Here is a 26,474-nt window from a genome sequence, read left to right as displayed (position 1 = left end):
ATGTGTCGGCACCTCGGCTATCTCGGGCCGCCGCGTTCGGTTCGTGAACTCCTCCACGACGGCGAAAACTCACTGATGCGACAGTCGTGGGCACCTCGCGAGATGCGTGGCGGCGGGACCATCAATGCCGACGGATTCGGCGCGGTGTGGTGGAACGGTGGAAGGCAGGGACGGTACCGCAGTACCTCGCCGATCTGGTCGGACCCGACAGTCGACGAGACGTTGTCCCACATCATTTCCGGATCCGTTCTCGCCGCCGTACGTTCCGCGACGGAGGGGATGGCCGTCGAGATCGGTGCCTGCGCACCGTTCGTCGACGGAACCTACGCTTTCAGCCACAACGGAGCGGTATCCGGTTGGCCTGGCTCACTCGCCGACTTGGCAGCAGAAGTTCCGGCCGTCGAATTGCTGAAGATGCCCGCGCCGACGGATGCTGCCTTGTTGTGGACAGTGCTTCGGCATCGGTTGAAGTCGAAGCCCGCGGAAGCCGCCGTGACGAGCCTCGTTCACGATGTGGCTGCGGCGGCACCGGATTCACGATTGAACCTCCTGTTCGGCGACGGGCAGGAACTGTGGGCCACGGCGTGGGGCCACACGTTGTACACGCGGGTCGACGAGTCGCGGGCACTGATCGTTTCCGAACCGTCCGATCGTTCACCGGACTGGGAGCAGGTGCCGGACCGGCACATCGTCTGCGCGCGTCCCGGCCATTTGATCATCACCCCGATACCGATGGGAGAACAATGAAAACCCCTACGCTCGAGGTTTATCTGACACCGGCCGAATCGGTCGACGCATTGCGAGCCGAGGCCAGGGAGGGCTTGACCGCTACGCCGAAGTGGCTCTCGCCCAAATGGTTCTACGACGCGCGTGGAAGTGAACTGTTCGAGGAGATCACGGCCTTACCCGAGTATTACCCCACCCGTACCGAACGCGGCCTGCTCGCTCGGTACGCCGACGAGATCGCGGCGTTGACCGAACCCGAGATCCTGATCGAACTGGGTTCAGGTTCCTCTGAGAAGACGCGGTTACTCCTCGACGCGATGACGGCTCGCGGAACTCTGCGAACGTATGTACCACAGGATGTTTCGGTGACTGCCCTCGAAGGTGCGGCGCAGCAAGTCGGTGCCGAGTTTCCCGGAATCGACGTGCTCGGAGTGGTCAGCGACTTCACCGGTTCGCTGCATCATCTACCCGGGGGTGGACGGCGCGCGGTCGCTTTTCTCGGTGGAACTCTCGGCAATCTCATTCCGGCAGAACGCGCCGAGTTCCTCTCGGGCATTGCAGCGGTGCTCGATCCCGGTGAGAACCTGATCCTGGGCGTGGGATTGGTGATCGATCCCGCAGTCCTCGTGCCCGCCTACGACGACGCTGCCGGTGTGACTGCTCAGTTCAATCTCAATGTTCTCTCGGTCCTGAACAAGCAACTGGGAGCGAACTTTCCCTTGGAGGACTTCCGTCACGTCGCGCTCTGGGATGCCGAGAACGAGTGGATCGAGATGCGCCTGGAAGCACTTCGTGAAGTCTCGGTGCACATCGACGACCTGGATCTGGAGATCACCTTCGCAGCGGGCGAGCAGCTGCGCACCGAGATCTCGGCGAAGTTCACCGAGGAGGGGATTGCCGCGGAACTCGCGTCCGCGGGCTTCGGGGTGCGGAAGGTGTGGACGGATCGGGATCAGCGCTTTGCGCTGTTGTGTGCGCAGCGGGCGTGAAGTGGGCGCTTGTCAGAGGATGCTGTCTCCCCCTAGAAGTGTCTCAAAAGTTCTGTAGGCGGCAATATTTGAGAAGTGTCGAGAGTAGAGATCTGCGGTGCCGGTATGGACAGCGTCCGACACCGGCGCAAGATCCACGAGATGCGCGAGTTTTACATAGGACTGGTCATCGCTCGCGCCGAGCGGATACTCCTGTTCGCCGGCCTTGCGCTCGAATTTTGACTGCGCCTCAGCGGGGTCGCCAGCCCAGATGAGATAACAGTCCTCTCGGTGGAAGCACCCGACCCCGTCATTCTTCCCCAACTCGAATATCGCTATGCCGAAGTACGGTTGATCTCGTGTCGGATGCTGAGTCATGCGATTGAACGTAGTGACATCGGAGCGCAAAAGGTATCGGTGAATACCCCGGGATTTCGCAAAAACTTGTCGGTGGGCGCCCGTAGAATCGCTCATATGTTCGAATCGAAGACTTCCGCGGACGCGCTGTTTCGGCAGCATGCGGAAATCGCGCGCGCCCACTTCCTCGAGATCGACGCGGTCACTGCGCTGTACTTGGACCGTTGTGAGGAGGATGCCGCGGTTGGAGTCAATGAGGCTTTTCGGGGTCAATTCGCGCACGTGGAGATCGCGTCGATACTGAGCATTACGGAGTACGCCGCGCAGAAAATGATTGCACTGGGATGTGACCTGCGCTGGCGACTTCCGCGGGTGGCGGCCGCTTTTGCTTGCGGTGACATCGATCTGGCCAAAGCGATGGCACTGTCCGAAGCTCTCGCCAACGTCTCCGAGCACGCGCTCGATGACATCGAGCGACTCCTCGTGGACGGTGCCTGCCGTGTAACCGGTAACAAGTTGAAGGCGCGCGCACGAGGTCTCATTGCTCGGCACGACCCTGATGGGGTGCGTGCCAGGCGAGTTCGTGCGGAGGCGGATCGGGACGTTCGGACGTGCGCGTCGCACGACGGTATGTCGACTCTGGACGGAATGCTTCCAGCGGTCGGCGCTCAGACTTTGGCCACCAGGCTCCGTGCGATGTCGATGCAGGTCTGTGGTTCCGATCCGAGAACTTTCGGGCAACGGCGTGCCGATGCACTGATCGCATTGGCGGAAGGAAAGACGTCGTTGGATTGTCAGTGCGACGGCGATTGCACCCGTAGGGATGATACGAAGACCTCCGCGCTCCCGATTGCGACAATTCTTGTGGGTGTCAACGCTTCCACCCTGCTCGGATTCGACGACCTGCCAGGCTATTTGCAGGGGTACGGCCACATCGATGCCGACCTTGCGCGCGCGATCGCCGCGGACGCCACGTGGCAGAGAGTCCTCACCCTTGCACCGTCCGAGGTGCAACATTGTTCGACTGCGGGGGCAGTCGGACCGGTGCTCGGCGTGGGTCGGTCGATGCGCTCACCGGAGATATTGCCCGCTGCGGTAAGGGATAATCGCTCGAGAAGGAACAGTGGTTCGCGGCGCGGTGAATCCACGTACCAGCCGTCCGCGGCGTTGGCGACGATTGTTAGGACGCGAGACGGTACGTGCCGCTTTCCGAATTGTGTTGTGCGTTCTGATAGTTGCGATATCGATCACACGGTGCCGTTCGATCACGGCAACCCCGCTCAGGGAGGGCCTACTGCAGAACGGAACTTGGCCTGTCTGTGTCGAAAACATCACCGACTGAAGACGTTTGGCAGGTGGACAGTGAAGCAAATCGGAGGTGGTCTTCTGGAGTGGAAAGATCCGTCAGGACGACGAACGGTTACCTCGCCCGTAGGCCCATTCTGTGACCCCGAACTGAGGTTGCCCGACGCGGCGAGACTGCATTTGACGGACGACGATGCGCTGGAACGACGTTTCGGACTTCGGGACAGGGGAGTGGAAGCGGATCTCGAATACCTCCTGGACTGGAGTGTGCCCGGCTGGCGGAAGGCACGATCTGCATCAAGACGTAACGCATCCCCACTGGCGAACGCTTTGCCGGAGTTTGCCGACTTCTGAAGGGGTTTCGTTTCTCCTGTGGCCTGCGGGTATAGCGAGAGGGCCCGAAAAATGGTGTTTGTCTGTTTATAGTGAGGCGCAGAACGGTTTCCGACCCGAGGAGAACGCGTGCGTCATCCGAAGCTCGCCGCATTGACCGTGGCCCTGACTGCAGTACTGGTGATGCCGGTAACGCAGAGCGTGGCTCAACCATTCCCCTTCGACCCCGGCAGTTTCGGCAACGGAAGCACCGGATCGTTGGGGAGCGACGACCCGGACATACCCATCGAGGACACCCTCCCGCAGTTGTCGGTCACCACACTGGTCGACGGACTCGACCACCCCTGGGACGTGGTGGCGGCCCCGGACGGTGCAATCCTGACCGGACAACGATCCGGCGGATTCTTCGTTCGCCGAGGCGACAACACGACAGGTCCAGTCGCTGCTGACCTTTCGGATCTCTACGCGCAGTCCGAAACCGGGCTCATGGGCATCGCGCTTGCTCGCGACTTCGCTCAGTCGCGCACCCTGTACACCTGCCAAGGATTCAGCGCTGGGGGAGTCACGGACGTTCGAGTGATCGCGTGGACCGTCGACGCCGGATGGACCGCACTCACGCGAACCGGAACTGTATTGCCAGGAATCCCGGTCTCGTCCGGGCGTCACGGGGGTTGCCGAATTCTTGCGGCGCAGGACGGAACGCTGTTCGTCGGGACGGGTGACACCGCGACGCCGAGCGTCCCCCAGGATCCGAATTCGCTGGGCGGCAAGGTCTTGCACATCAACGCCGACGGAACTCCGGCGGCGGGGAATCCGAATGCTTCCAGCCCGGTCTACACGCTCGGGCACCGCAACGTCCAAGGCTTGGCCGTGCAACCCGGAACCGGCCGGGTGTACTCGGTCGAACAGGGCACAAGCGTCGACGACGAAGTCAACCTGCTTACCCCCGGCGGAAATTACGGCTACCGCCCGGATCGGCTTCCCGGAACGTACGACGAATCCGTGCCGATGACCGACCCGGTGCGAGTGCCGGGAGCAATTGCGGCGGTGTGGCGTTCGGGTAGCTCGACGTTGGCTACCGCCAGCGCTGCCTTCACCGGTGGAGCTGCATGGGGTGCCTGGGACGGTGCGCTCGTAATGGGTGGCCTCAAGAGCAAGGAACTGATCTTCCTCCGCCTGAATGCCGACGGACGCTCGGTCGACGCGCAGACCTTCGGGTTGGAGAACCAGTTCGGTCGCTTGCGGTCGGTGACCCCGACGCCCGACGGCTCGCTCCTGGTGACCACCGACAACGGCGCCGGCGACAAGGTGCTGCGGGTGACGCCCACGCCCTGATCTTCAGTACCAGGCGATGACCCGGCACGGACCACCCGAACCACCCGCATGCGTCGGCGCTCCCACCATCACCGTGGCGCCGACGGCCGGAAGTGCGGACAGATTTGCGAGGGCTTCGACTGCGTACTTTCCTGAGCCCAAAGCGCTTCGGTGAGCCCCGTGGGTGGTGCTTCGGCCCGCGTCGATGCTGAGGGTGTCCGAGCCCACGGCGACGATGTCGCGCTCGCGGACGAGAAAGTCGATCGCCTCGGGGTTGAATCCCGGTGTGTGTTGCACGCCGAGTGCATCTCGATTCGTGAAGGCGCCACCGGCACCGGCCCGGGTATCCCAACCCGAGTTCATCGCAACCAGGCTGCGGGGAGCGATGGTCCCGTGGAGGGACTCCCAATCGAGGATGTCCTGGCGGGTGAGCAGTGTGTCGGGGTCGACGGAGGCTCGGGCACTGATGTCGACGACCGCAATCGGCACGACGAGGTCGGCGACGGGAATCTTCTCGACGGTGATTCCGTCCGCACTGGCGTGTGCGGGAGCGTCGATGTGCGTACCGGTGTGTTCCTCGAGGCGGAGTTCGTTGAGGTAGAAGTTTCCCCCGAAACCAGAGGACCCGAGCGAGCCCAGAGATCCGGCGGCGTCGGCGATCTTCGCCAGGTTCCTCATCTCGAACGAGCGCGCGCCCGGCCACACCGGGAACTCCGGCGTCAGTACGTGGGTCAGATCGACGATGGTCCGACCCGATGGCGTTGCCGACGCAGTGGGCTGTACAGCGCCGGCCATGACGGTCGCGCCGAGGGCACCGGTGCCGAGCGCCGCGAACATCGATCGACGGCTGATCTCCCTGCCTTCGCGTCCGATCGATTCGTAGACCTCCGACAACACCTTGGGTGAGCACATCAGAAACTCCAGATCACTGGGATCAACACCGTTGCAACTATCAGGAACCACAACAACATCGGGAGTCCGAGCTTCCAGTAGTCGCCGAACTTGTATCCGCCAGGTCCCATCACCATCATGTTCGCGGGAGTGGCTACAGGCGTCAGGAAGGAGGCCGCGGCAGCGACGGTGACCGTCATCAGAAGGGGCAGCACCGAGATGTCGAGTTCGATGGCGACCGAGATCGCGATCGGCGTGATGATCAACGCGGTTGCAGTGTTGCTGATCAGCTGGCCCAGAGTCGCCGTCACGACGAAGAGTCCGGCGACGACGACATACGGGCTTGCCCCACCGACGACGTCGACAAACGCATGAGCGAGCTTTTCGGCCGCGCCGGTCTGCTGGATTGCGGTCGACAGCGGGATCATTCCGCCGACGAGAATCAACGTGGTCCACGAGATGGACCGATGCGCCTGCTCGACGCTGATGACTCGTAGCAGCACCATCGCACATGCCGCGAGGAGTCCGGCTATCGCGGACGGCACCAATCCGAACGTCAGCATCACTACCATCGCCGCGACGACGACGAGAGCGATGACCGCGCGGGTTCCCAACGGGGCTGCCTGCTTACGGATCTGGGCAGGTGCGTCGACCACGAGGACGTTCGGATCGACGGCGGTGTGGGTGTCGAGATCGTCCCAGCTTCCTTGCAGGAGAAGCGTGTCACCGGCCGCCAACTTGACGCCCTTGGGGCCGCAGTCCTCACCGGCGCGCTGGACTGCGAGTATCACCAGATCTCCACTGTCGGTCACCATGCCCGGAAAAGCCCTGTCGCCGATCATTTCCGAGCGCGGCGGGATGATCACTTCGACCACGCCGTCGTGCTTGGTGATCAAGGGCTCTGCGGACGGCGCATCCTTTCCCATGAGCTGATACTGCTTCGCGAGGGTCTTGGCATGCCGGCTCAGGTCAGGCGACATCGACGTCCCAGCACGATGGGGGAGGACGTGAGGACCGAGAAGTACGGCGATCGCAATCGTTCCCAATACGAGCGGCGCACCGACCAAGGTGAAACTGAAGAACCCGAAAGCACCGGCCCCGGATTCCTCGGCGGCTTCGGAAACGATGATGTTGACCGGTGTTCCGGTCAAGGTGAGCATCGATCCGGCATGGGCGGCAAATGCCAACGGCAGAAGCAGTTGTGACGTCGATTTACCGAGACGTACCGCCAAGACGACCACCATCGGTACCAACGCGGCTACGGCCCCGTTGACGCTGATCAATGCGGTCAACGCGGCAACCAGCAACATGATCGCACTCACGAGACGGACTCGGGATTCGCCGACTTTCGCCAGCAGTTTCTCGCCCGCCCACGTGGTGACACCGGTGGCGTCGAGGGCTTCGCTGACGACAAAAAGCGCGGCGATGAACACCACCGTGGGATCGCCGAATCCGGCGAGCGCCTGCTCCATCGTGATCACACCGGTGGCGTACAGCGCCAGGGCAGTGCCGATCGCGATGATGCCGACCGGGATTCGGCCGATCACGAACAGCGCCACGACCAGTGCAAGCACGACGAAAGTGATGGTGATGTCATTCACGATTCGTAAAGGTACCTGCTCATACAGAACGGCCCCGTCTCGCAAGTGAGACGGGGCCGTGGGACGGACGCGAGGAGAATTAGTTGGAGGCGGCGATGCGGGCCTTCTCGAGAGCGGCCAGCGTGCGAAGAACCGTGGCCTTCTGCTTGTTCAGATCGCTCAGTCGTGCGCGAGCCGGCAACCCTTGTGCGAGTTCGGCGACCTTGATCTGCTCGTCGATCGAACCGAGCTGATCGAGAAGCCCTAGGACGCGCGTCTGGAGCGTGTCGATGTCCACGGTGTCGGTCTTGACCGGAGCGGCAACACGCGTCGCTGTGCCCGTGCTGGCGGGGCGGGAAGCGCGTGCGGGTGACGTGTCGGCGACAACCGTTGCGGCGCGGGGCCGAATTGCCTTGCGAACAGCGGCCGCATCGGGAAGGACGTCCATGCGGATCTCGTTCAGGACTCGGCGTGCCTCGCGTGCGTTGACGCGGTACTCGCGCTCTTCGTCGTCGTCGGACTGCAGCGTGCCGCCGAGCGGGCGCAGACCGTACATGCCGAGGAAGCGCTTGGCGTCGTCGATGATGCCTTCGTTTTCACGGCATTTTCCGCAGCGGGGTTCGTTGCGGAACATGTCCACGGAGTTGTCGTCTCCGCACCAGACACAAGATCCTGGGCGCCACCGCCGGATCGTCGGAACTGATGAATTCAGGGAATGAGATTCGGGCCGGGATTCCAGGGTTTGCGCGTCGATCACGACGAGCCACACTAGGCGAAGATTGCGGCGCGGTGAACACCGCCCCAACATCGACCTGGGTTTCTCGACGGTAGCGTGATCAAGATCATGTCAATCGTCGCATTCGGCGGTATTCGTGTGTCCCACAGGTGGTTTCATGATGACCGGGTGGTCTGTTTCTGAGACCTTCACGAAGACGACGACGGGCGCGTACCGGTGACCGTGAAGTCACAGGTACGCGCCCGTAGTGCGGCGCGAGACTAGGCGCTGCCGTTGAACAGCGAAGTCACAGAACCGTTCTCGAAAACTTCCTTGATGGTGCGAGCGAGCAGCGGTGCGATGGACAGCACCGTCAGCGTCGGGAACTTCTTCGACTCGTCGATCGGAAGTGTGTTGGTGACAACAACTTCCTTCGCGCCACACGTCGACAGACGCTCGGCCGCAGGGTCGGAGAGGACGCCGTGGGTTGCAGCGATGACGACGTCACCTGCACCGGCCTCCTTGAGCACCTTGACCGCGCCGGCGATGGTTCCGCCGGTGTCGATCATGTCGTCGATCAGGATGCAGGTGCGACCTTCGACCTCACCGACGACGCGGTTGGACTTGACCTGGTTGGGTACCAACGGGTCGCGCGTCTTGTGAATGAATGCCAGCGGTGCTCCGCCGAGCGAGTCGGCCCACTTCTCGGCGACACGAACGCGGCCCGAGTCGGGGGACACCACCGTGATGTTCTCGAGGTTGTAGCCCGCGCGAATGTGGTTGGCCAACTGGCTGTGTGCGTGCATGTGATCGACGGGGCCGTCGAAAAAGCCCTGGATCTGATCGGTATGCAGGTCGACCGTGATGATGCGATCGGCGCCGGCGGTCTTGAGCAGGTCGGCAATCAGGCGAGCGGAGATCGGCTCGCGTCCGCGATGCTTCTTGTCCTGGCGGGCGTACGGGTAGAACGGAAGAACGGCGGTGATGCGCTTTGCCGATCCACGCTTGAGAGCGTCGATCATGATGAGCTGCTCCATCACCCACGTGTTCAGCGGTGCCGGATGACTCTGCAGGACGAACGCATCGGAGCCGCGAACCGACTCTTCGAATCGAACGAAGATCTCACCGTTCGCGAAGTCGCGCGCGGTCTGCGGGGTGACGCGGATGTCGAGTTCCTTCGCCACCTGCTCCGCCAACTCGGGATGTGCGCGACCCGAGAACAACATCAGGTTCTTCTGGTTGTCGATCCAATTCGCAGTCACTGGTTCATGCCGTCCTTTGTACTTGCCGGTCGATCTGGTGGTGATCTGTGCTGTCTGTTGTGCAGGGCTGTCAGGTTGTTGCAGGGCCGTCAGGTTGTGCAGCTGCTGCAGCGGCATCGGCCGCGGGTGTGCCGGGACGATTCTTCTGGACCCAGCCCTCGATGTTGCGCTGCACCCCACCCGAGACGGCGAGCGCCCCAGGCGGTACGTCGTTCTTCAAGACCGTGCCCGCACCCGTGTATGCGCCGTCTCCCACGACGAGAGGGGCGACGAACATGGTGTCGGAGCCTGTTCGGACATGCGACCCCACCACAGTACGGCTCTTGTTCACCCCGTCGTAATTGACGAAGACGCTCGAAGCTCCGATATTGCTGTGATGGCCGATGGTGGCGTCGCCGACGTAGGTAAGATGCGGAATCTTCGAATGCTCGCCGATATCCGCGTTCTTGGTTTCCACGTAAGCGCCGATCTTGCCGTGTGCCCCGAGGCGGGTACCCGGCCGGAGATAGGCGAAGGGGCCGACAGTCGCGTCCGCGCCGACAACGGAGTCGGTTCCGTGCGAGCGGACGACGACTGCGCGCTCACCGACTCTCACGTTGTCCAAGGTGGTATCCGGGCCGATCACGGCGTCTTCGCCCACCGAGGTCGTGCCGGTCAACTGAACTCCGGGCAGGAGCGTCACGTCCTGTGCGATGTGCACGTCGCAATCTATCCATGTGCTCGCAGGATCGACGACGGTGACGCCGGCACGCATCCACTTCTCGAGGATCCGACGGTTCATCTCGCGGGCGAGCGTCGAGAGCTGCACGCGATCGTTGGCGCCCGCGACGAGAACCGAATCCGCGATGTGCTGAGCACGAACACGCTTGCCCGCGCGACGGGCGATCATGATCACATCGGTGAGATAGAACTCGTGTTGTGCGTTGTTGGAGTCGAGGGACGCCAGCGCGTCGCGCAGAGTTTCGAAGTCGAAGGCGTAGACCCCTGAATTGACTTCGGTGATCGAGCGCTGCGAATCGGTGGCTTCCTTCTCCTCGACTATGGCGTTCACCTCGCCGTCCGTCGTACGAAGGATTCGCCCGTAGCCGGTGGGGTCGACGGCCGTCGACGTCAACACCGTCACCGCGGCCGCGGGAGCAGCCGTGTGCTGGGCGAGGAGGTCTGCGATGGTCTTGCCGTCGAGCAGAGGCACGTCGGCGGCTGTGACGAGTACGGTCCCGGAGAAGTCGGCCGGCAACCCCTCGAGCCCACAACTGACAGCGTGCCCGGTGCCCTTCTGCTCGTCCTGAACAGCGACGGTGACGGAACGGTCCAGTTCCCCGGCGACTGCGTTCACGGCTTCGGTGACACGCTCACGATCGTGACCGACGACGGTCACCAGGTGCGTGGGATTCAGTGAGGTTGCCGCGTGAAGCGAATGCGCCAGCATGCTGCGTCCGGCGAGAGTGTGGAGGACCTTGGGAGTCTTCGACTTCATTCGTGTACCGGCACCCGCTGCGAGAACGATCACGGCGGTCTGCACTGGTTTGAGCTCCCTCTGTCGATCAAACTGTCGATCAAACTGTCGATCAAGACATACATTTCCGCTCGGGAAAGCATGTTGTTCACCAGCTCCGCCGCCAGGACTCGAACCTGAACTATCTGAACCAAAATCAGAGGTGCTGCCATTACACCACGGCGGATTGCCACGCATTGCCGAGCCTTGCGGCCGAACGCGCGAAAGAATAATCGCATGCCGACCCGCCGTAGGTCGAACCGCTCCTCCGATCGGGCCCCTGAAGTCCCGATAGGCTGAGCGTCCACAGCAGTAATTTGTGTGTCGGCGAGAGGAAGACAATGGCGACGGTGTCCGGTTCGGGTGGCGGGGATCCAGTTCCCGAACGAGTGACACGGATCCGGATGACCGGTACCCAACGTCGGCAACAGCTGATCGAGATCGGGCGGGCATTGTTCGCCGAACGGGGATACGAAGCGACCTCGATCGAGGAGATCGCCCAGCGCGCGAACGTGTCCAAGCCTGTCGTGTACGAGCACTTCGGCGGCAAGGAGGGGCTGTACGCCGTCGTAGTGGACCGGGAGATGTCGCGACTCCTCGAGATGATCACGTCTTCGCTCTCACAAAATCGCTCGAGAGTTCGAGTCGAGCGGGTTGCGTTGGCTTTGCTCACCTACGTGGAAGAGCACACCGACGGATTTCGGATACTCGTGCGCGATTCGTCCGTTGTCGCGCCCAGTGGGACATATTCGAGCTTGCTCAACGATGCGATCAGTCAGGTGGGCTACCTGTTGGCGGGGGACTTCTCCAGACGCGGTTTCGACCCCGGACTAGCAACGATGTACGCACAGGCGCTTGTCGGCATGGTGTCCACTACGGCTACTTGGTGGCTCGACGAACGGACTCCGTCGAAGGAAGTTGTCGCCGCTCACCTCGTGAATTTGTGTTGGAATGGGCTGACGAATCTGGAAGCCGATCCACAATTGGAGGGTTAACCAGGCGCGCCTGCCGCGCAGAGATGGATCGCGGTCTAAGCTGTGTTCGCTGTATCACGATCGTTTGATGGGCAAATGTCTCATTTGTTTGCAGGGTGGGTTGAATGCCGAACCGTGCCATCCATTTTGACGCTGTGAACGGGTAAGACCAAGAATTCGTTCGATGTGTGGTGATTGGAGGCCGGATCGATGGTGAGGCAAGAGCGGGCAGAAGCCACCCGTGATTCGGTGCTGCGCGGAGCAGCGGGTGTGTTCTTGCGCCTGGGCTATGCCAATGCCAGCTTGAGCGAGATCATCGCCGAGTCGCAGGTGACCAAAGGCGCCCTGTACTTCCATTTCGGGTCCAAGGAAGAACTCGCGCGGGCGGTGATAGACGAGGGTTCGGCACGTTTCGACGCAAAATGTGAGCTCTGGTTGGACCGTCGAACTCCCGCACTCGAGTCACTGATCGGTATTTCGTCGGTCATCGTCGACATCGGTGCGCATGACGCCATGGTTAGAGCGACGTTCCGCTTGTTGGTCGAGATCGGGGACTATCGGGGCTCCGGGCCGGCGACTCTGGACGTGTGGCTCGACATTTACCGTGAACTTGCCAGCCGTGCCGCCGACGAAGGTGATCTGCGTTCGGACGCGGATTCTGCTGACATTGCTCGTTTCCTGTTGGAAGTTGCGTCGGGAGTTCGGCTGATGGCAGCCGCGACCGGGACCGTTCGTGAGCTTTCGGACTCCATGAAGGCATCGTGGAACCTGATACTTCCGATCGTGGTCCCGGAATCGAAAGTGGAGTACTTCAGGCAATTCGCGGCCCGTCGCCTTGCCAGTGATCACTGAAATCACTGGCTCTCCGCACTGCTCCTTGGTCAATTTGCTGCAAATGTCCTGGTAGGGACATTGCTCTCTTTGTTCTGCATTCGAAACAAACTAAGAGTATGTTTATAGTGTTGATGGGAATCTGGAAGTCCGATCTTGCCGTCAATCTTCGGATTGCGGTATGTTCTATCGGTAGCTGAAGAATTGCTGAGAATGAAGGTTTGTCAGGGCAGGGTGACGGCGTCGGCGCACCGGGCAGCATAGGGGGCTGCCCGGCGTGTACGACCCCAGATGGGGAGTCAACAGATGGGTGACACTGCGCCGACGCCGATGCTCGACATCGGCCCGCGGATCGGCTGTGACGTAGTGAACGTCGTGGATGTCACTCGAAGTATCGAACTCTTCGGGCGGAGGTATCTCGATCGGACCTTCACCCCGCACGAATTGCAGACGTGCGCCGGGCCGGCGCGGGATCAACGATTGGCTGCACGTTTCGCCGCCAAAGAGGCTGTGGTGAAGGTACTGCGGCCTGGTGACGTTCCCGTTCCGTGGAGTTCCATCGAAATCACTCGGGCCGAGTGGGGTGGCTGTGGGGTGACACTGTCCGGTAATGCCGCGGAACTCGCGCGGGCCCAGGATCTGCACGATTTTCAAGTATCTATCTCGCACGAAGCGGACGTGGCCATCGCAATGGTGATCGCAACACGCTCGGGCGCTCGCATCGAAAAGAAGGACGACATCGCTGATGATTGATCAGGCAATTCGGAAAGTGCTCGTCGAGCACGGTCGGCTGGCAGTCGACGTGAGCACGATCGACGGAGAGGCCGATCTTTACGAGTTGGGTTTGACGTCGCACGCGAGCGTGAATGTCATGTTGGCGCTGGAGGATTCGTTCGACATCGAGTTCCCTGACGAGTTGTTGCGGAAGAGTACTTTCGCAAGCGTCAAGGCGATCGAGGGTGCGTTGACGGAGTTGGGTGCTGCATGAACGCTCCGCAATCGCAGTGCTCCACCGGAACGGCCCTCGAGCGGGCCGCACGGTTGGCCGACGAAGTTGCAGCGGTGTGGGCCGACGAAGTCGATGCAGAAGCAAGGTTTCCGCGTGAAGCTGTCGACGCCATGCGAAGCGAACGGCTGCTGTCCGTAGCTGTGCCGAGGGAACTAGGCGGCGAAGGGCTCTCGCTGCAGGAAGTGTCGCAGATCGCCCGTGTGATCGGAACGCGCTGTGCAGCAAGCGGAATGATTTTCGCGATGCATCAGACGCAGATATACTCGTTGGTCAAGCACGGCAACACCGAAGCACTACGCGAGTTTGTCGAAGAAACGGTCGACAAGCAATTGCTGTTGGCATCGGCAACCACTGAGCTGGGAATCGGTGGTGACGTCAGCCGGAGTTACTGCGCGGTGGAAGACTTGGGCGGTCACCTGCTGTTGATCAAGAACGCGCCTGTCATTTCGTACGGTGAACACTCCGACGCGATAGTCGTGACGGCTCGGCGAACACCGGAGAGTCAGCCGAACGATCAGGTTCTCGTGGTGTGTCGTACCCCAGACCTGACGCTCGAACGCACCACCGAGTGGAACACGCTGGGGCTGAGGGGAACTTGCAGTCTCGGTTACATCCTTCGGGCCACCTCGACGCCGGAGATGGTCGCCGGCGTACCGTATTCCGATATCTCCACCCACACGATGCTTCCGGTCTCGCACGTAGTCTGGAGTTCGGTGTGGTTGGGAATTGCCGACGCTGCAGTCGAGAAGGCGCGCAAGTACGTGCGTGCCGCCGCCCGCAAGCAGCCCGGGGTCACTTCCCCCGGAGCGCTGCGGCTCGCCGAAGTTGCCGCTTCGGCACAACAATTCGCCGATCTCGTCGGTGCCTCTGCGCGCAGGTACGACCGCGCAGTCCACGCGGAGGAAGGCGTTGCCGATTTCGAGGCGACGGGAGCGGTGGGATTTTCGCTCGCGATGAACAACCTGAAAGTCACAGCGTCGACAGCGGTGGTGGAAATCGTGGGGCAGACAATGTTGATCTGTGGAATCTCGGGATATCGCGAGGACACCGAATTTTCGCTCGGTCGGCACCTTCGTGACGCGCACGGCGCAGCGGTGATGGTGAACAACGATCGAATCATGGCAGGTTCAGCGCACATGGCTATCGGATACCGGGGAACGCTGTGACGACCGAGAATGTGACGATCGAGACTGTGACAGGCGAGACCGATCTGGATCGGGCCCGGGCTGCATTTCAACGTGAACTGCTCGTCGAAGGACTTCTCGTCGAGACGGAGGTGCCGGGACTCTACGGGCGTTCCGGCGTGTTCGAGGACATCGTCGACGGTATCGACCGAGTGGTGATTGCAGCGGGGCCAGGCGACGCCGCGACTCGGCTGCGGTTCCCGCCGGTGTTCCCGCGGAGCAGTTTCGAGCGCACCGACTACATCGCTTCGTTTCCCAACCTCACCGGCGCCATCAACACCTTCGCCGGTTCCAATCGCGATCACGCGCGACTGCTGGCCGATCGCGCCGAGGGACAATCGTGGGACCGCCACCTCGAGCCGACCGAGACCATGCTCGTGTCCGCAGCGTGCCATCCTGCCTATGCGCGGTACACCGGAGTTCTCCCCGAAGGCGGAGTGCTGCTGGACATCTACGGTTTTTGCTTCCGGCACGAACCGGCGATCGATCCGGCTCGCATGCAGGCGTTTCGGATGCACGAGTTCGTGACGATCGGTGACGCCGCGGCAGCGCGAGCGCATCGCGAGCACTGGATCGAGCGGGGGCTCGAGGTGCTCGGCCGGCTCGAACTCGACGCTACCCCGGTGATCGCCAATGATCCTTTCTTCGGGCGCGCCGGAAAGATGCTTGCAGCCAACCAGCGTGAAGAGAATCTCAAGACGGAACTGACGGTTCGGCTCTACGGAGATCTCGACGAGGGCACGGCGATCGTGTCCTCGAACAACCATCTCGACCATTTCGGTGTCAACTTCGACATCCGAACGGCGGAGGGGGAGGTGGCACACAGCTCGTGCGTCGGCTTCGGGATGGAGCGAATCGCGTTGTCCTTGTTGCGGACTCATGGTCTTGACGTGGCTGCATGGCCAACCTCCGTTCGTGAACGAATGGGCATCTGATGTCACGGCTCATCGACATTTCACCTGATCGCTACCGGCCCCATTCGTTGCATCAGGACGACCGCGTGTGGGCGCAGACCAACTGCTACACGGATCTGTGGATCGAAGTGTTGCATTCGCTTGGATTGGACCCCGTCCCGGCATTGGCATGTGCCTTCTCATCGCGGTTCGACGGGACTCAGTGGACGTTCCTCAAGCTCAAGGCCGAGGACATCTACGCGCTGTACGGAATCGAAGTCGCCGAGATGAACGTCTGGCGGGCACCGCTGATCCATGTCGAGGACAACCTCGCGGTTGGGATGCTGTCGACGGTTGAAGTGGACGGATACTGGCTTCCCGATACTCTTGGAACGAGCTATCACGAGGGGCACACCAAGACCACGATCGTGCCCAATCGGATCGATCGCGTTGCCGGCGAGCTCGAGTACTTTCACAACAGCGGGTACTACTTGCTGCGAGGCGACGATTTCTCCGGCGTCTTCGATCTCGATCGTTCCTCACTTCCTTCGTTCGTGCCCTACGTCGAACAGATCAGGTTGAATCCGGTTCACGCGACCAACGCCGGAAACATCGCCGAAGTGGCTCGGCGGAATGTAGCGGTTCGAGCGGTGGGTAATCCCGTGCGAGAGCTGGGACGCAAGGTGATCGACGACCTCGAATGGGTGCAGGGGGCGGGTATGGATGCCTTTCACCTCTGGTCCTTCGGGCTACTTCGTCAGTGCGGGGCCAGCGCGGAGCTGGCTGCCGACGCCAGCGAGTTCTTGGACACTGCAGGTTTCTCCGGGACAGGCGAAGCCGCGCCAGATTTCCGCAAAGTGGCATCCGGTGCCAAGAGCGTGCAGTTTCAGATGGCGCGTGCCTCCAGGGGCCGCGCGGTGGACCCGCGTGAGCAACTCGACGAGATGGCCGTGTCGTGGAAGAGGGCGATGGAAATCGTTGCCGACACAGTCGGCGTCGACTCGCATCGACACTTGAGGTTGGTCTAACAGTGCCTCGTTCGTCAGCAGACCTGCTGGCCGGCGCGATATGGCGATGCGCTGCAACCGAACCCGGATCCATATCCGACCCGGATGCCCTCGAAGCCGTGACCGAGTGGGTCGCAGCGTCCGTGCCTGGAACAGTCGTCGGTGCGTTACGTGCGGAGCAGACGGACGCCGGACGCACGAAGTCCGTTTCGTCGTCGTCTGTTTCAGAATCGTCTGTTTCATCATCGGACTGGTGGTTCGTGACTACCGTGGCCACGACCGGTGAGGGGTCGTGGCTGCTCCAGTTCGACGGTATGACGGCGTTTGCGGATGTCTGGATCGGCGGTGTCCGTGTCGCGTCCACTGAATCCATGTTCGCACCTGGGGAAGTGAGCATTCCGGCCGGAGTCGGCGCTGGTAAACGTGTCCAGGTGGCTGTTCATTTTCATTCTCTCTCCGCGATTTTGAGATCGAGGCGTCCTCGAGGACGTTGGCGCTCGTCGATGGTCCGTGAACAGGGCCTTCGGTGGATCCGAACCACGATGCTCGGTATGGCTCCCGTGTTCAGTGGTGTACCGGTACCGGTGGGTCCGTGGCGGGGTATCCGCTTGTTGGACAAGGGGATTGCCACCGTAGTCTCTGCTGTCAAGCATGCGAGTGTTGACGGCACAACCGGTCGCGTTGCCGTCAGTGCTCGGCTCACCGGATTGCCGGCCTCGCTGGAGTACGTGACCGTGCGTGTCGGCGATCACTCGCGGCAATTGGCTGTATCCGCCGGACCGGATGGATTTCTCGAGGTGTCCGGCGTCGTCGAAGTGCCGGACGCGCAGTTGTGGTGGCCGCACACTCATGGCACCCCGCGCACTTATCGGGTGACGATGGAAGCGCTCGGAGTCTCCGAGCATCTCGGTTCAGTTGGCTTCCGGACGGTGGAGGTCGACAGATCCGATGGTGGATTCCGTTTGTATGTCAACGGCATCCGGGTGTACTGCCGTGGTTCGGTGTGGGTGCCGACCGACCCGATCTCGCTTCAAGGCGACGCCGGCACCACTCGTGTCTTGGAACGCCTGGCAGAGGCGGGCCTGAACATGATTCGAATCCCGGGGACGATGGTCTACGAGAGCGACCACTTCTGGGAGGAATGCGCGCGTCTGGGCATTCTCGTGTGGCAGGACATGATGTTGGCGACGCTCGATCCGCCCGACACCGACGAATTCTTCGAACTCGTTGCCTCCGAGGTCACCGAGTTCTTGCACAGAGTGCGCGGAAATCCCGCTCTGGCAGTCTTCTGCGGCGGCAGCGAGACCGAACAGCAGCCGACCATGCTGGGCTTGGTCGATCAGCACATCCCGCTCATTCATTCGAGACTGCCGGAGTTGATCTCGACGGTGGCACCCGAACTCGAGTACGTGACGTCGTCCCCCTCGGCGCCTCGCGGGGGCGAGCAATTGGCAACGCATGTCGGAAGCGGGGTCGCTCACTACTTCGGGGTGGGTGCCTATCGTCGTCCCCTGGCCGACGTGCTCAGCGCGCGAGTACGTTTTGCGACCGAATCATTGGCATTTTCGATTCCACCGTCGAATGCCGTGATCGAGAACGAATTCGGTTCACTCGCCGTCGCGGGGCACCACCCGGCATGGAAAGCCGCGGTGCCTCGGGACAACGGATCGTCGTGGGATTTCGAGGATGTTCGGGACCACTACGTCTACGCGCTTTTCGGCGAAGACGCTCGTGAAGTCCGGTGGTCCGACCCGGAACGCTATCTCGACCTGGGGCGAGCAGCTGTATGTGAGGCGTTCGCATCGACGCTCGGATACTGGCGTCGCCCGGACTCTCGGTGCGACGGCGCCTTGACACTCGCACTGCGAGACCTGGAGCCCGGACCGGGATGGGGGGTCCTCGATTGGAGCGGCAGCCCCAAAGCTCCGTGGTTCGTGCTCCGTAGGAGCGCCAAACCGATTGCGCTCCTCGCCACGGACGACGGTATGGACGGATTGAGGCTCGACGCGATCAACGAGACCGCCGAACCTGTCGTCGGCGAGATCAGGTTTCGAGCGCACAGTCGGTCAGGTGTCGTCCCGGTCGACGTCGCGCTACCGGTCAAGGTGGAAGCGCATTCAAGTCTGACCTGGTCCGTGAACAGCCTTGTCGGCCGTTTCACCGACCTCACTCACGTCTTTCGGTTCGGGGCGCGGACATACGACGCCGTCACCGTCACACTCGAAGACGAAGACGGCGAGATGGTGGACGAAGTGGTCCACCTCCTGGGTGGTCCGGCGCGGCCTCGCGAGCGATCGGTCGGACTTGTTGCCACAGCGCGCAACGTCGGTGACTCGGAGTGGGTAGTCGACGTCTCGACGGATGCTTCAGCCCAATACGTTGCCCTCGAACTGCAGGGCTTCGAGCCCGAAGACTCCTGGTTCCACCTCGCGCCGAACGGTCGCAGGACTGTACGCCTACGGAGAACCGGTCAGGCGACGAAAGTGATCGGTCGCGTTCGGGCGCTCAACTCGCATGTGAGTGCGGCCGTGGCGCCGCCGATCACTCCGGTCACACAATCCTCGCCGTCCAAGCGGACGTCGAAGAAGACGAGTGCTACGGGAAACTGAACGGATCGGACTGCGCTGCGAGATCGCACACCGATAGAATCGAACCGGCGCACAACTCTGCCTCGGTGGGGATATTGCGCTCGGGCTGTGCGTCCGCAACCCGTCATCACTGTTCAGGAGCGCGTTCGTTGACTTCCTTGTCCTCTGCCCAGACTGCGCTCGCTGGACTCGCCGAGGTCGCCCTCGCAGATGCCGCGTTCACTCCGGTGATCGAATCCATCGGATCGGCCGCCTTGGACATCGTGGCTCCGAAGCCGGCTCGGCCGTTCATCGCCGCTGCACTCGCCGCTCGCACGCCGGTGCTGCTGGTGACAGCCACCGGTCGTGAAGCCGACGATCTGACTTCGGAACTCACCGAGATGCTCGGTGGAGGAGTGGCGCAGTTTCCGTCGTGGGAAACATTGCCGCACGAGCGACTGTCGCCGAGCGCGGATACCGTTGGGCGACGGGTGGAGGTACTGCGCAGACTCGCCAGGCCAGACGACGCCTCGTACGGATCGCCTCTTCGGGTGATCGTCACCACGGTGCGCTCCCTCGTTCAGCCGATGGCGCCAGGCCTGGGCGAGATAGAACCGATCACGTTGCGCGTCGGCACCGAGATCGATTTCGATTCCGTTCTGGTTCGTCTGGTTGAGATGGCGTACAGCCGGGTCGACATGGTGGGAAAGCGTGGTGAGTTCGCGGTCCGTGGTGGCATTCTCGACTTGTTCTCGCCCACGGCGGATCATCCGGTCCGTATCGAATTCTGGGGTGACGAGGTATCCGAGCTTCGGTACTTCTCAGTTGCCGATCAGCGTTCGCTAGCGGACGTCGACGTCGATTCCGTGATCGCGCCGCCGTGTCGTGAACTGATTCTGACAGCTGATGTTCGTGATCGAGCTGCGGCACTCGCTGCTGAGAACCAGGCTGACGCGTCGTTGGTCGAGATGCTGGACAAGATCTCGGCAGGTATCCCCGTCGAGGGGATGGAAGCTCTGCTTCCGGTTCTCAAACCCGGTGAACTGCAACTACTTTCCGATGTACTTCCCGAAGGGGCGCACATTCTTCTGTGTGATCCGGAAAAGGTGCGCACCCGCGCCACCGACCTGGTGCGCACCGGCCAGGAATTCTTGGAAGCATCGTGGACGGCGGCGTCGATCGGCGGCGCTGCACCCCTCGACACGTCGATCCTCAACGGCGGAGGAGTCGATCTCGGTGCCTCCGCGTACCGGTCGCTTCGTCATGTTCGCGAATCTGCCGAAGCTGCCGGCAGACCCTGGTGGACAGTCAGCCCGCTGGCGTCGGGAAACGGTGAAGAACTCGAACTCCCGGTGCATGCGGCACCGCAGGTGCGCGGTTCCGACGACCTGTTGGCCGAGCTGTTCGTCAGCCTTCGGGCGCACGTGAGCACGGGCGGTCGCGCGGCGATCGTGGTGGCAGGTGCCGGAACCGCAAGCCGCGTCGTGGAGCGACTCGGTGAAGCCGAAGTGCCCGCCAAGATGCTCGATGCCGGCGCTACCCCCGCCCGTGGACAGGTCGCGGTACTCCGCGGATCACTGCACGACGGACTGGTACTCGCCGGCGACGACTCGACGCCTGGGATGGTGATCGTCACCGAGTCCGATCTGACCGGCAACCGCGTTGCCGCGGTCGGCGACGGAAAGCGCTTGCCGGCCAAGCGCCGCAATCAGGTTGATCCCCTCGCGCTGTCGGCAGGGGACATGGTCGTGCATGATCAGCACGGTATCGGCCGGTTCGTCGAAATGGTCGAACGCACCATCGGTGGGGCGCGTCGTGAATACCTGGTCATCGAATACGCGCCGAGCAAGCGCGGTCATCCGGGCGATCGTCTGTTCGTCCCGATGGAATCGCTCGATCAACTCTCCCGATACGTCGGTGGGGAGTTGCCGGCGCTGAGCAAGCTCGGTGGATCCGACTGGGCAAACACAAAGCGTAAGGCCCGCAAGGCAGTTCGTGAGATCGCGGGCGAGCTGGTTCAGCTCTACGCAGCGCGTCAGGCTGCTCCCGGGCATGCGTTCGGCCCGGACACACCGTGGCAGAAGGAACTCGAAGACGCATTCGCGTTCACCGAGACGATCGACCAGTTGACCGTTATCAGTGAGGTCAAGGCCGACATGGAGAAGCCGGTTCCGATGGACCGGGTGGTCATCGGTGACGTCGGGTACGGCAAGACGGAGATCGCCGTCCGCGCCGCGTTCAAGGCAGTGCAGGACGGCAAGCAAGTGGCGGTGCTGGTGCCGACGACTCTGCTTGCACAGCAACATCTTCAGACCTTCACCGAACGAATGGCGTCGTTCCCGGTGAAGGTGCGAGGGCTGTCCCGGTTCACCGACGCCAAGGACTCGAAGGAAATCATCGCCGGCATGGCGGAAGGTGAGATCGACATCGTCGTCGGTACTCACAGGTTGCTGCAGACCGGTATTCGCTGGAAGGACCTCGGGCTTGTGATCGTCGACGAGGAACAGCGATTCGGAGTCGAGCACAAGGAACACATCAAGGCGCTACGCACCCACGTCGACGTCCTGACGATGTCGGCTACCCCGATTCCTCGTACTCTCGAGATGAGCATGGCCGGGATCCGTGAAATGTCCACGATCCTCACACCGCCGGAAGAACGTCATCCTATCCTCACGTACGTCGGCGCGTATGCGGACAAGCAGGTTGCCGCGGCCATCCGGCGTGAACTTCTGCGCGACGGTCAGGTCTTCTACGTTCACAACCGTGTCAGCTCGATCGACAAGGCAGCCAAGAAGATCCGCGAACTCGTCCCGGAGGCTCGCGTCGTCGTCGCGCACGGTCAGATGAACGAGGACACTCTCGAAAAGACTGTGCAAGGATTCTGGGAACGCGACTTCGACGTGTTGGTCTGTACCACGATCATCGAAACCGGTCTGGACATCTCGAACGCGAACACACTGATCGTCGAACGCGCGGATTCGCTGGGCCTCTCGCAGTTGCATCAGCTTCGCGGACGCGTCGGGCGTAGTCGTGAACGTGGATACGCCTATTTCCTGTACCCGGCCGAAAAGCCTTTGACGGAAACGGCATACGACCGACTGGCAACGATTTCGCAGAATTCGGACCTCGGCGCGGGTATGGCCGTCGCGATGAAGGACCTCGAAATCCGTGGAGCCGGAAACGTTCTGGGCGCAGAGCAGTCCGGCCACGTCGCGGGGGTCGGGTTCGATCTGTACGTCAGGCTGGTCGGTGAGGCGGTCGAAGCCTTCCGGGCTGCAGCCGACGGCAAACCGATCACCATGGACGAGGGCACGAAGGAAGTCCGGATCGACCTACCGGTGGACGCGCACATCCCGCCCGACTACGTCACCAGTGACAGGCTCAGGTTGGAGGGGTACCGCAAGCTTGCTGCGGCAACTGATTCCGACGGCATCGCTGCCGTGGTCGAAGAACTGGTCGATCGCTACGGCCCACTGCCCGAAGAGGTTCGACGGCTGATCTCGGTGGCCAAGCTTCGACTGCTCTGCCGCGAGTATCAACTGGAGGAAGTCGCCGTCACCGGAACTCAGCTCAAGATCTCGCCTATGTCACTGCCCGATTCCAAACAGATCAGGCTCAAGAGGATCTATCCGAGCGCGCAGTACCGGGCAACGACCGGGCTCGTGCAACTCCCGCTGCCTCGCACCGGCGGAGTCGGCTCGGATCGCCTGCGGGACGTCGAACTACTTCAATACATCGCGGACTTCATCCTGGCGATTGACGGGCGCGCCGCCGGTGCCGTCCTGGTCGAGGCGTGAGCACACGGTGAACGAATCGCCCGTCGTCGTACTGCTCGATCCTTTGCGGCCGCATGTCTTTCCGCTGGAGGCGCTCCCGTTCTTGTCCGGCGCGATCGATATCGACCCGGACGTTCCCGACTCGGTACGCGGCGCACTGCCGGCCACGACACCCGGCGCCGCGGTGACTGTGATGATGGACACCGCCGAGCCGAAGACCGAGGCGTTGTCTGCCGCTGGTGTAAAGATGATTCGCGCCGAACCCATTCACGGCGATCGGCTTGTGGAAGCGGCGTCGATCATGAACCGGTTGTGGAATCGCGGCGGTTGGGAGTCGACCCAGACGCACGAGAGCCTCTCCGTTTACCTCGTCGAGGAGACCTACGAGGTACTCGACGCGATTCGAAGCGACGACGAGAGCGATCTTCGGGAGGAACTCGGAGACCTGTTGCTTCAGGTGTTGTTCCACTCGCGGATCGCTCAAGCACACGGTGTTTTCGAATTGGACGACGTGGCCGGTGCATTGATCGCGAAACTCGTGCACCGCAGCCCGCACCTGGTCAGTTCCGGGGCGGTCGACATCGCTGAGCAAGAGCGGGCGTGGGACGCTTTGAAGGCTGCCGAGAAGGCTCGCGCGTCATCCATGGACGGCATCGCTCGGTCGCAGCCGCCGTTGCTCCTCGCCGAAAAAGTACTGAGCAGGGCCGCCAAAGCTGGTGTGATCGAAAGCGCCGATGAAGCTGATCTGGAAGCTCTGATCGAGCAGTGCCGACGCGCCGACACTGCACTCCTGGGCGCCCTGGACATGCTGATCGCCGACATTCGGATTCGTGAGGGAAGACGTCTCGAAGACGTGGAGGATTAGCCCACTTTGACGTAATTGCCCGGTAATCACCTGGCAATCGGAAAATAGCTTGGGCTTGGTGAGTGCAGTTGAAACAAACCTAAGGTATGTTTACGTACGAAATGAGCAACACTGGGTCGTTTTCTTGCATGAATTGGCCTTTGATCGGCGGTTATGTAGGGGGGTCCGATGACGGTTCATTTCTGCACTGCGAGCAGCGAGGTACGGCAACCGGCGGGGTGTTGCCGTACCTGGACGCTCGCGGTGGCTACCGATCAGCGATCCCCCAAGCCGTTCGATCCGCTGACGCCGTTCGTATGACAAGAAAGACTGATGGCAAATGAGCGTTCATGCTGAGGTGGAGAGCCGGTCGGCGGTATCGCAGGATTCCGCTCATGTCGGAACAGACTGGCGCCGGGCATACCGGAAGCGGATCGCAGTGAGCGATTCGATCACGGTCCTGTTCGTGATCGCACTCGCTCAGATCGGCAGTATGTGGCCGCATCCCATCGAGTGGCTGACACCACTTAAAGTGATCGCGTCTGCAGCGTTGGGCGGACTGTGGATGATCGCCCTCGCACGGGGGCGTAGCCGTCATCAGGCGATGCTGGGCGAGGGCAGTGACGAGTACGAGAAGGTACTGCTCGCTACCGGCCAGGTCTTCGGAGTAGGCGCATTGGCCGGGATCATTCTGGGCGTGGGAATTGCGCGAAGCTACCTCATGATCGCACTGCCCGTCGGACTCGCTGCGCTGCTTCTCGGACGCTACCTCTGGCGACGCGACATTCGAAAGAAGCGTGCGATCGGGGATTGCCGTAACTCGGTGCTGTTGGTCGGTGGACATGCGTCCGTCGTTGCTACTACGCGTGCCTTCGTGCGGGAATCCTCGGCAGGCTACGACGTTGTGGGAGCGTGCATTCCGCGTCGGGCGACCGCGTTGGACGATCACATCGTTGTCGACGGAGCAGCAGTCCCGGTAATGGGCAACGAGTTCGAGGTAGTCGAGGCGATGCGCGCAAGTGGCGCAGACACCGTCATCGTAACCGGGACCGAAGACCTCGGACAGGTGGGCATTCGCAAACTGATGTGGGACCTCGAAGCCGAGGGCGTCGACATGGTGGTTTCACCGGTCGTGGCCGATGTGTCGAAGGCTCGCTTGATGTTTCGCCCTGCGGCGGGACTCCCGTTGATTCACGTTGCGCGGCCGCGCTACCAGGGCGCGAACCGGCTTGCGCCCGCTGTGTTCGACGCGGTGTTCTCGATGCTGATGATCCTCCTCGTGGCGCCGGTCATGCTCGCCGCTGCCGCTGCAGTCAAGTTCACGTCCAAAGGCCCGGTGTTCTACAAGGCGGAACGCATCGGCCTCAACGGGAAACCGTTCCCCATGTTCAAGTTTCGTACCATGGTGGAAGGCGCCGATCAGCAGGTTGTCGATCTGATGGGGGACAACGAAGGCGCCGGAGGTGTGTTGTTCAAGATGCGTGAGGATCCACGAATCACGTCCGTCGGCAAGATCCTTCGTCGATTGAGTATCGACGAGCTACCGCAGTTCTTCAACGTCATTCGCGGAGAGATGAGCGTTGTCGGCCCACGGCCGCCATTGCGTCGCGAGGTCGAGATGTACGACGACGAGGTTGCCCGGCGCCTGCTGGTCAAGCCTGGCATCACCGGTCTCTGGCAGGTAAGTGGTCGCAGTGATCTCTCGTGGGAAGAATCTGTTCGACTGGACTCTTCCTACGTGGAGAATTGGTCTATCCTGCAAAATCTTTCGATCATTACTCGTACCGTCTCAGCGGTCGCGAAAAGCGACGGAGCGTACTGACTACGCGGTTGGTGCCGGCGCGGATATCCGCGCCGGGCACCAACCTGTCAGCTGTCGAGCTCAACAATGCGAGAACAGATTCTTGACGTAGCCGGCAGTTTGGTAAACGTAGTTGAATGCCCACGTCCCGATCGAGAGTTCCGGACGGCTTGCGACCATGACCAGTTCTCCTTGATAACACTGCGAAATGATGTGCCGCGCCCGCGAGATATGAGGAACGAACGTCACGACGATGACAGTCTTCCATCCGTTGGCATTAGCCATTCTCTCGATTTCGAACCCCTCGCCCTCGGTGGTGGACGGTGACGGGACGAAACAGTCGACAGGGAAGTCGAACGTACCCTCGCAGATCGACCGCATCTTCTTGTCGTTGTCGCCGTAAGGATTCGAGAAGATCAGGCGTGGTGCGTAACCGTCTTTCATCAGTTGGATTCCGACCTCCTCGCGTCCGTCGTGTGCTCCGCCGAGGACAACGATAGCGTCAGCACTTCGTGGTGCATCGATCTTGGGTGAGACGAAGACGGGCCAACCCGCTGCCGCACCAAGGGCGAGGAGTGATAGAGGTATGCCCGCAATCTTCAAGGCCGATTTGATCTGTTTGATGGCCCCACAATACCTGGA

At 61.8% G+C, this 26,474-nt stretch carries 22 protein-coding genes and 1 tRNA gene; 16 read left to right on the top strand and 7 right to left on the bottom strand.

All coding sequences use genetic code 11. From position 1 onward, the window contains the following. From egtC to GN300_RS01990, 5 genes are all read left to right on the top strand, one after another. Positions 1-747 (top strand): ergothioneine biosynthesis protein EgtC, encoded by a 747-nt coding sequence (gene egtC, locus GN300_RS02005; RefSeq protein WP_063316791.1) that lies wholly within the window; start codon positions 1-3, stop codon positions 745-747. Then, positions 744-1,715 (top strand): L-histidine N(alpha)-methyltransferase, encoded by a 972-nt coding sequence (gene egtD, locus GN300_RS02000; RefSeq protein ID WP_063316792.1) that lies wholly within the window; start codon positions 744-746, stop codon positions 1,713-1,715. Before egtC ends, egtD begins: the two co-directional genes overlap by 4 nt. 75 nt (positions 1,716-1,790) lie before the next feature. Further along, complete coding sequence (locus tag GN300_RS29960; RefSeq protein WP_156511781.1) at positions 1,791-1,937, top strand: hypothetical protein; 147 nt, start codon at positions 1,791-1,793, stop codon at positions 1,935-1,937. Between the two features lie 123 nt (positions 1,938-2,060). After that, a complete protein-coding gene (locus tag GN300_RS29955; protein ID WP_082845818.1) occupies positions 2,061-3,710 on the top strand; it encodes an HNH endonuclease signature motif containing protein in 1,650 nt (549 codons plus the stop codon). A 108-nt stretch (positions 3,711-3,818) separates the two neighbouring features. Further along, positions 3,819-5,024, top strand: a complete 1,206-nt coding sequence (locus GN300_RS01990) for a sorbosone dehydrogenase family protein (RefSeq protein WP_054188780.1) — start codon at positions 3,819-3,821, stop codon at positions 5,022-5,024. Between the two features lie 3 nt (positions 5,025-5,027). On the opposite strand, the gene GN300_RS01985 is transcribed toward GN300_RS01990, so the two are convergent. The 6 genes from GN300_RS01985 to GN300_RS01960 form a co-directional block, all read right to left on the bottom strand. Continuing rightward, positions 5,028-5,915 carry a cyclase family protein gene (locus GN300_RS01985; protein ID WP_063316794.1) on the bottom strand — a complete coding sequence of 296 codons (888 nt, stop codon included), beginning with the start codon at positions 5,913-5,915 and terminating at the stop codon, positions 5,028-5,030. Beyond that, entirely contained in the window at positions 5,915-7,495 is a 1,581-nt protein-coding gene (locus GN300_RS01980; protein ID WP_007728891.1) for an SLC13 family permease, read from the bottom strand. The genes GN300_RS01985 and GN300_RS01980 overlap by 1 nt, the downstream gene beginning before the upstream one ends. 79 nt (positions 7,496-7,574) lie before the next feature. Next, the gene (locus tag GN300_RS01975; RefSeq protein ID WP_030536285.1) at positions 7,575-8,231 is read right to left on the bottom strand and encodes a hypothetical protein; all 657 of its coding nucleotides are present in this window, start codon (positions 8,229-8,231) and stop codon (positions 7,575-7,577) included. Positions 8,232-8,470: 239 nt separating this feature from the next. Beyond that, on the bottom strand, positions 8,471-9,451 hold the full coding sequence (locus GN300_RS01970) for a ribose-phosphate diphosphokinase (protein ID WP_003946284.1): 981 nt from the start codon (positions 9,449-9,451) through the stop codon (positions 8,471-8,473). A 70-nt stretch (positions 9,452-9,521) separates the two neighbouring features. Next, a complete protein-coding gene (glmU, locus tag GN300_RS01965) occupies positions 9,522-10,973 on the bottom strand; it encodes a bifunctional UDP-N-acetylglucosamine diphosphorylase/glucosamine-1-phosphate N-acetyltransferase GlmU (protein ID WP_003946310.1) in 1,452 nt (483 codons plus the stop codon). Between the two features lie 89 nt (positions 10,974-11,062). Further along, positions 11,063-11,133 (bottom strand) — tRNA-Gln (locus GN300_RS01960). Positions 11,134-11,287: 154 nt separating this feature from the next. Between GN300_RS01960 and GN300_RS01955 the strand changes: the two genes are divergently transcribed. The 11 genes from GN300_RS01955 (at position 11,288) to GN300_RS01905 (ending at position 25,853) form a co-directional block, all read left to right on the top strand. Then, positions 11,288-11,941 carry a TetR/AcrR family transcriptional regulator gene (locus GN300_RS01955; RefSeq protein WP_003946303.1) on the top strand — a complete coding sequence of 218 codons (654 nt, stop codon included), beginning with the start codon at positions 11,288-11,290 and terminating at the stop codon, positions 11,939-11,941. 189 nt (positions 11,942-12,130) lie between these two features. Beyond that, on the top strand, positions 12,131-12,772 hold the full coding sequence (locus GN300_RS01950; RefSeq protein WP_003946317.1) for a ScbR family autoregulator-binding transcription factor: 642 nt from the start codon (positions 12,131-12,133) through the stop codon (positions 12,770-12,772). A 285-nt stretch (positions 12,773-13,057) separates the two neighbouring features. After that, the gene (locus GN300_RS01945) at positions 13,058-13,504 is read left to right on the top strand and encodes a holo-ACP synthase (RefSeq protein WP_003946314.1); all 447 of its coding nucleotides are present in this window, start codon (positions 13,058-13,060) and stop codon (positions 13,502-13,504) included. Further along, positions 13,497-13,739 carry an acyl carrier protein gene (locus GN300_RS01940; protein WP_003946296.1) on the top strand — a complete coding sequence of 81 codons (243 nt, stop codon included), beginning with the start codon at positions 13,497-13,499 and terminating at the stop codon, positions 13,737-13,739. The genes GN300_RS01945 and GN300_RS01940 overlap by 8 nt, the downstream gene beginning before the upstream one ends. Continuing rightward, complete coding sequence (locus GN300_RS01935) at positions 13,736-14,926, top strand: acyl-CoA dehydrogenase family protein (protein ID WP_003946288.1); 1,191 nt, start codon at positions 13,736-13,738, stop codon at positions 14,924-14,926. Before GN300_RS01940 ends, GN300_RS01935 begins: the two co-directional genes overlap by 4 nt. After that, positions 14,923-15,879: an amino acid--[acyl-carrier-protein] ligase gene (locus GN300_RS01930; protein WP_063316795.1), complete on the top strand. Its 957-nt coding sequence runs from the start codon at positions 14,923-14,925 to the stop codon at positions 15,877-15,879. The genes GN300_RS01935 and GN300_RS01930 overlap by 4 nt, the downstream gene beginning before the upstream one ends. Beyond that, a complete protein-coding gene (locus GN300_RS01925; RefSeq protein ID WP_003946304.1) occupies positions 15,879-16,865 on the top strand; it encodes a DUF1839 family protein in 987 nt (328 codons plus the stop codon). The genes GN300_RS01930 and GN300_RS01925 overlap by 1 nt, the downstream gene beginning before the upstream one ends. A 2-nt stretch (positions 16,866-16,867) precedes the next feature. Next, positions 16,868-19,453 (top strand): hypothetical protein, encoded by a 2,586-nt coding sequence (locus GN300_RS01920; protein WP_063316796.1) that lies wholly within the window; start codon positions 16,868-16,870, stop codon positions 19,451-19,453. 128 nt (positions 19,454-19,581) lie between these two features. Then, a complete protein-coding gene (mfd, locus tag GN300_RS01915) occupies positions 19,582-23,208 on the top strand; it encodes a transcription-repair coupling factor (RefSeq protein ID WP_003946285.1) in 3,627 nt (1,208 codons plus the stop codon). Positions 23,209-23,215: 7 nt separating this feature from the next. Then, positions 23,216-24,052 (top strand): MazG family protein, encoded by an 837-nt coding sequence (locus GN300_RS01910; protein WP_047270346.1) that lies wholly within the window; start codon positions 23,216-23,218, stop codon positions 24,050-24,052. A 319-nt stretch (positions 24,053-24,371) separates the two neighbouring features. After that, the gene (locus tag GN300_RS01905; protein ID WP_054826093.1) at positions 24,372-25,853 is read left to right on the top strand and encodes a sugar transferase; all 1,482 of its coding nucleotides are present in this window, start codon (positions 24,372-24,374) and stop codon (positions 25,851-25,853) included. A gap of 60 nt (positions 25,854-25,913) precedes the next feature. Here GN300_RS01905 and GN300_RS01900 read toward each other — a convergent pair whose 3' ends face one another. Continuing rightward, positions 25,914-26,435, bottom strand: a complete 522-nt coding sequence (locus GN300_RS01900; RefSeq protein ID WP_020970286.1) for a YdcF family protein — start codon at positions 26,433-26,435, stop codon at positions 25,914-25,916. Between the last annotated feature and the right edge of the window lie 39 nt (positions 26,436-26,474).

It is taken from the genome of Rhodococcus sp. Ni2, assembly GCF_021352185.1.
GTDB lineage: Bacteria > Actinomycetota > Actinomycetes > Mycobacteriales > Mycobacteriaceae > Rhodococcus_F > Rhodococcus_F qingshengii.
This window is presented reverse-complemented; position numbering and strand designations above follow the sequence as displayed.

Coding starts and splice junctions, on each gene's coding strand:
- egtD (WP_063316792.1), top strand. CDS start 744: ATGAAAACCCCTACGCTCGAGGTTTATCTGACACCGGCCGAATCGGTC.
- GN300_RS01905 (WP_054826093.1), top strand. CDS start 24,372: ATGAGCGTTCATGCTGAGGTGGAGAGCCGGTCGGCGGTATCGCAGGAT.
- GN300_RS29955 (WP_082845818.1), top strand. CDS start 2,061: ATGCTGAGTCATGCGATTGAACGTAGTGACATCGGAGCGCAAAAGGTA.
- GN300_RS01950 (WP_003946317.1), top strand. CDS start 12,131: ATGGTGAGGCAAGAGCGGGCAGAAGCCACCCGTGATTCGGTGCTGCGC.
- GN300_RS01940 (WP_003946296.1), top strand. CDS start 13,497: ATGATTGATCAGGCAATTCGGAAAGTGCTCGTCGAGCACGGTCGGCTG.
- GN300_RS01955 (WP_003946303.1), top strand. CDS start 11,288: ATGGCGACGGTGTCCGGTTCGGGTGGCGGGGATCCAGTTCCCGAACGA.
- GN300_RS01945 (WP_003946314.1), top strand. CDS start 13,058: ATGGGTGACACTGCGCCGACGCCGATGCTCGACATCGGCCCGCGGATC.
- GN300_RS01925 (WP_003946304.1), top strand. CDS start 15,879: ATGTCACGGCTCATCGACATTTCACCTGATCGCTACCGGCCCCATTCG.
- GN300_RS01985 (WP_063316794.1), bottom strand. CDS start 5,915: ATGTGCTCACCCAAGGTGTTGTCGGAGGTCTACGAATCGATCGGACGC.
- egtC (WP_063316791.1), top strand. CDS start 1: ATGTGTCGGCACCTCGGCTATCTCGGGCCGCCGCGTTCGGTTCGTGAA.
- GN300_RS01935 (WP_003946288.1), top strand. CDS start 13,736: ATGAACGCTCCGCAATCGCAGTGCTCCACCGGAACGGCCCTCGAGCGG.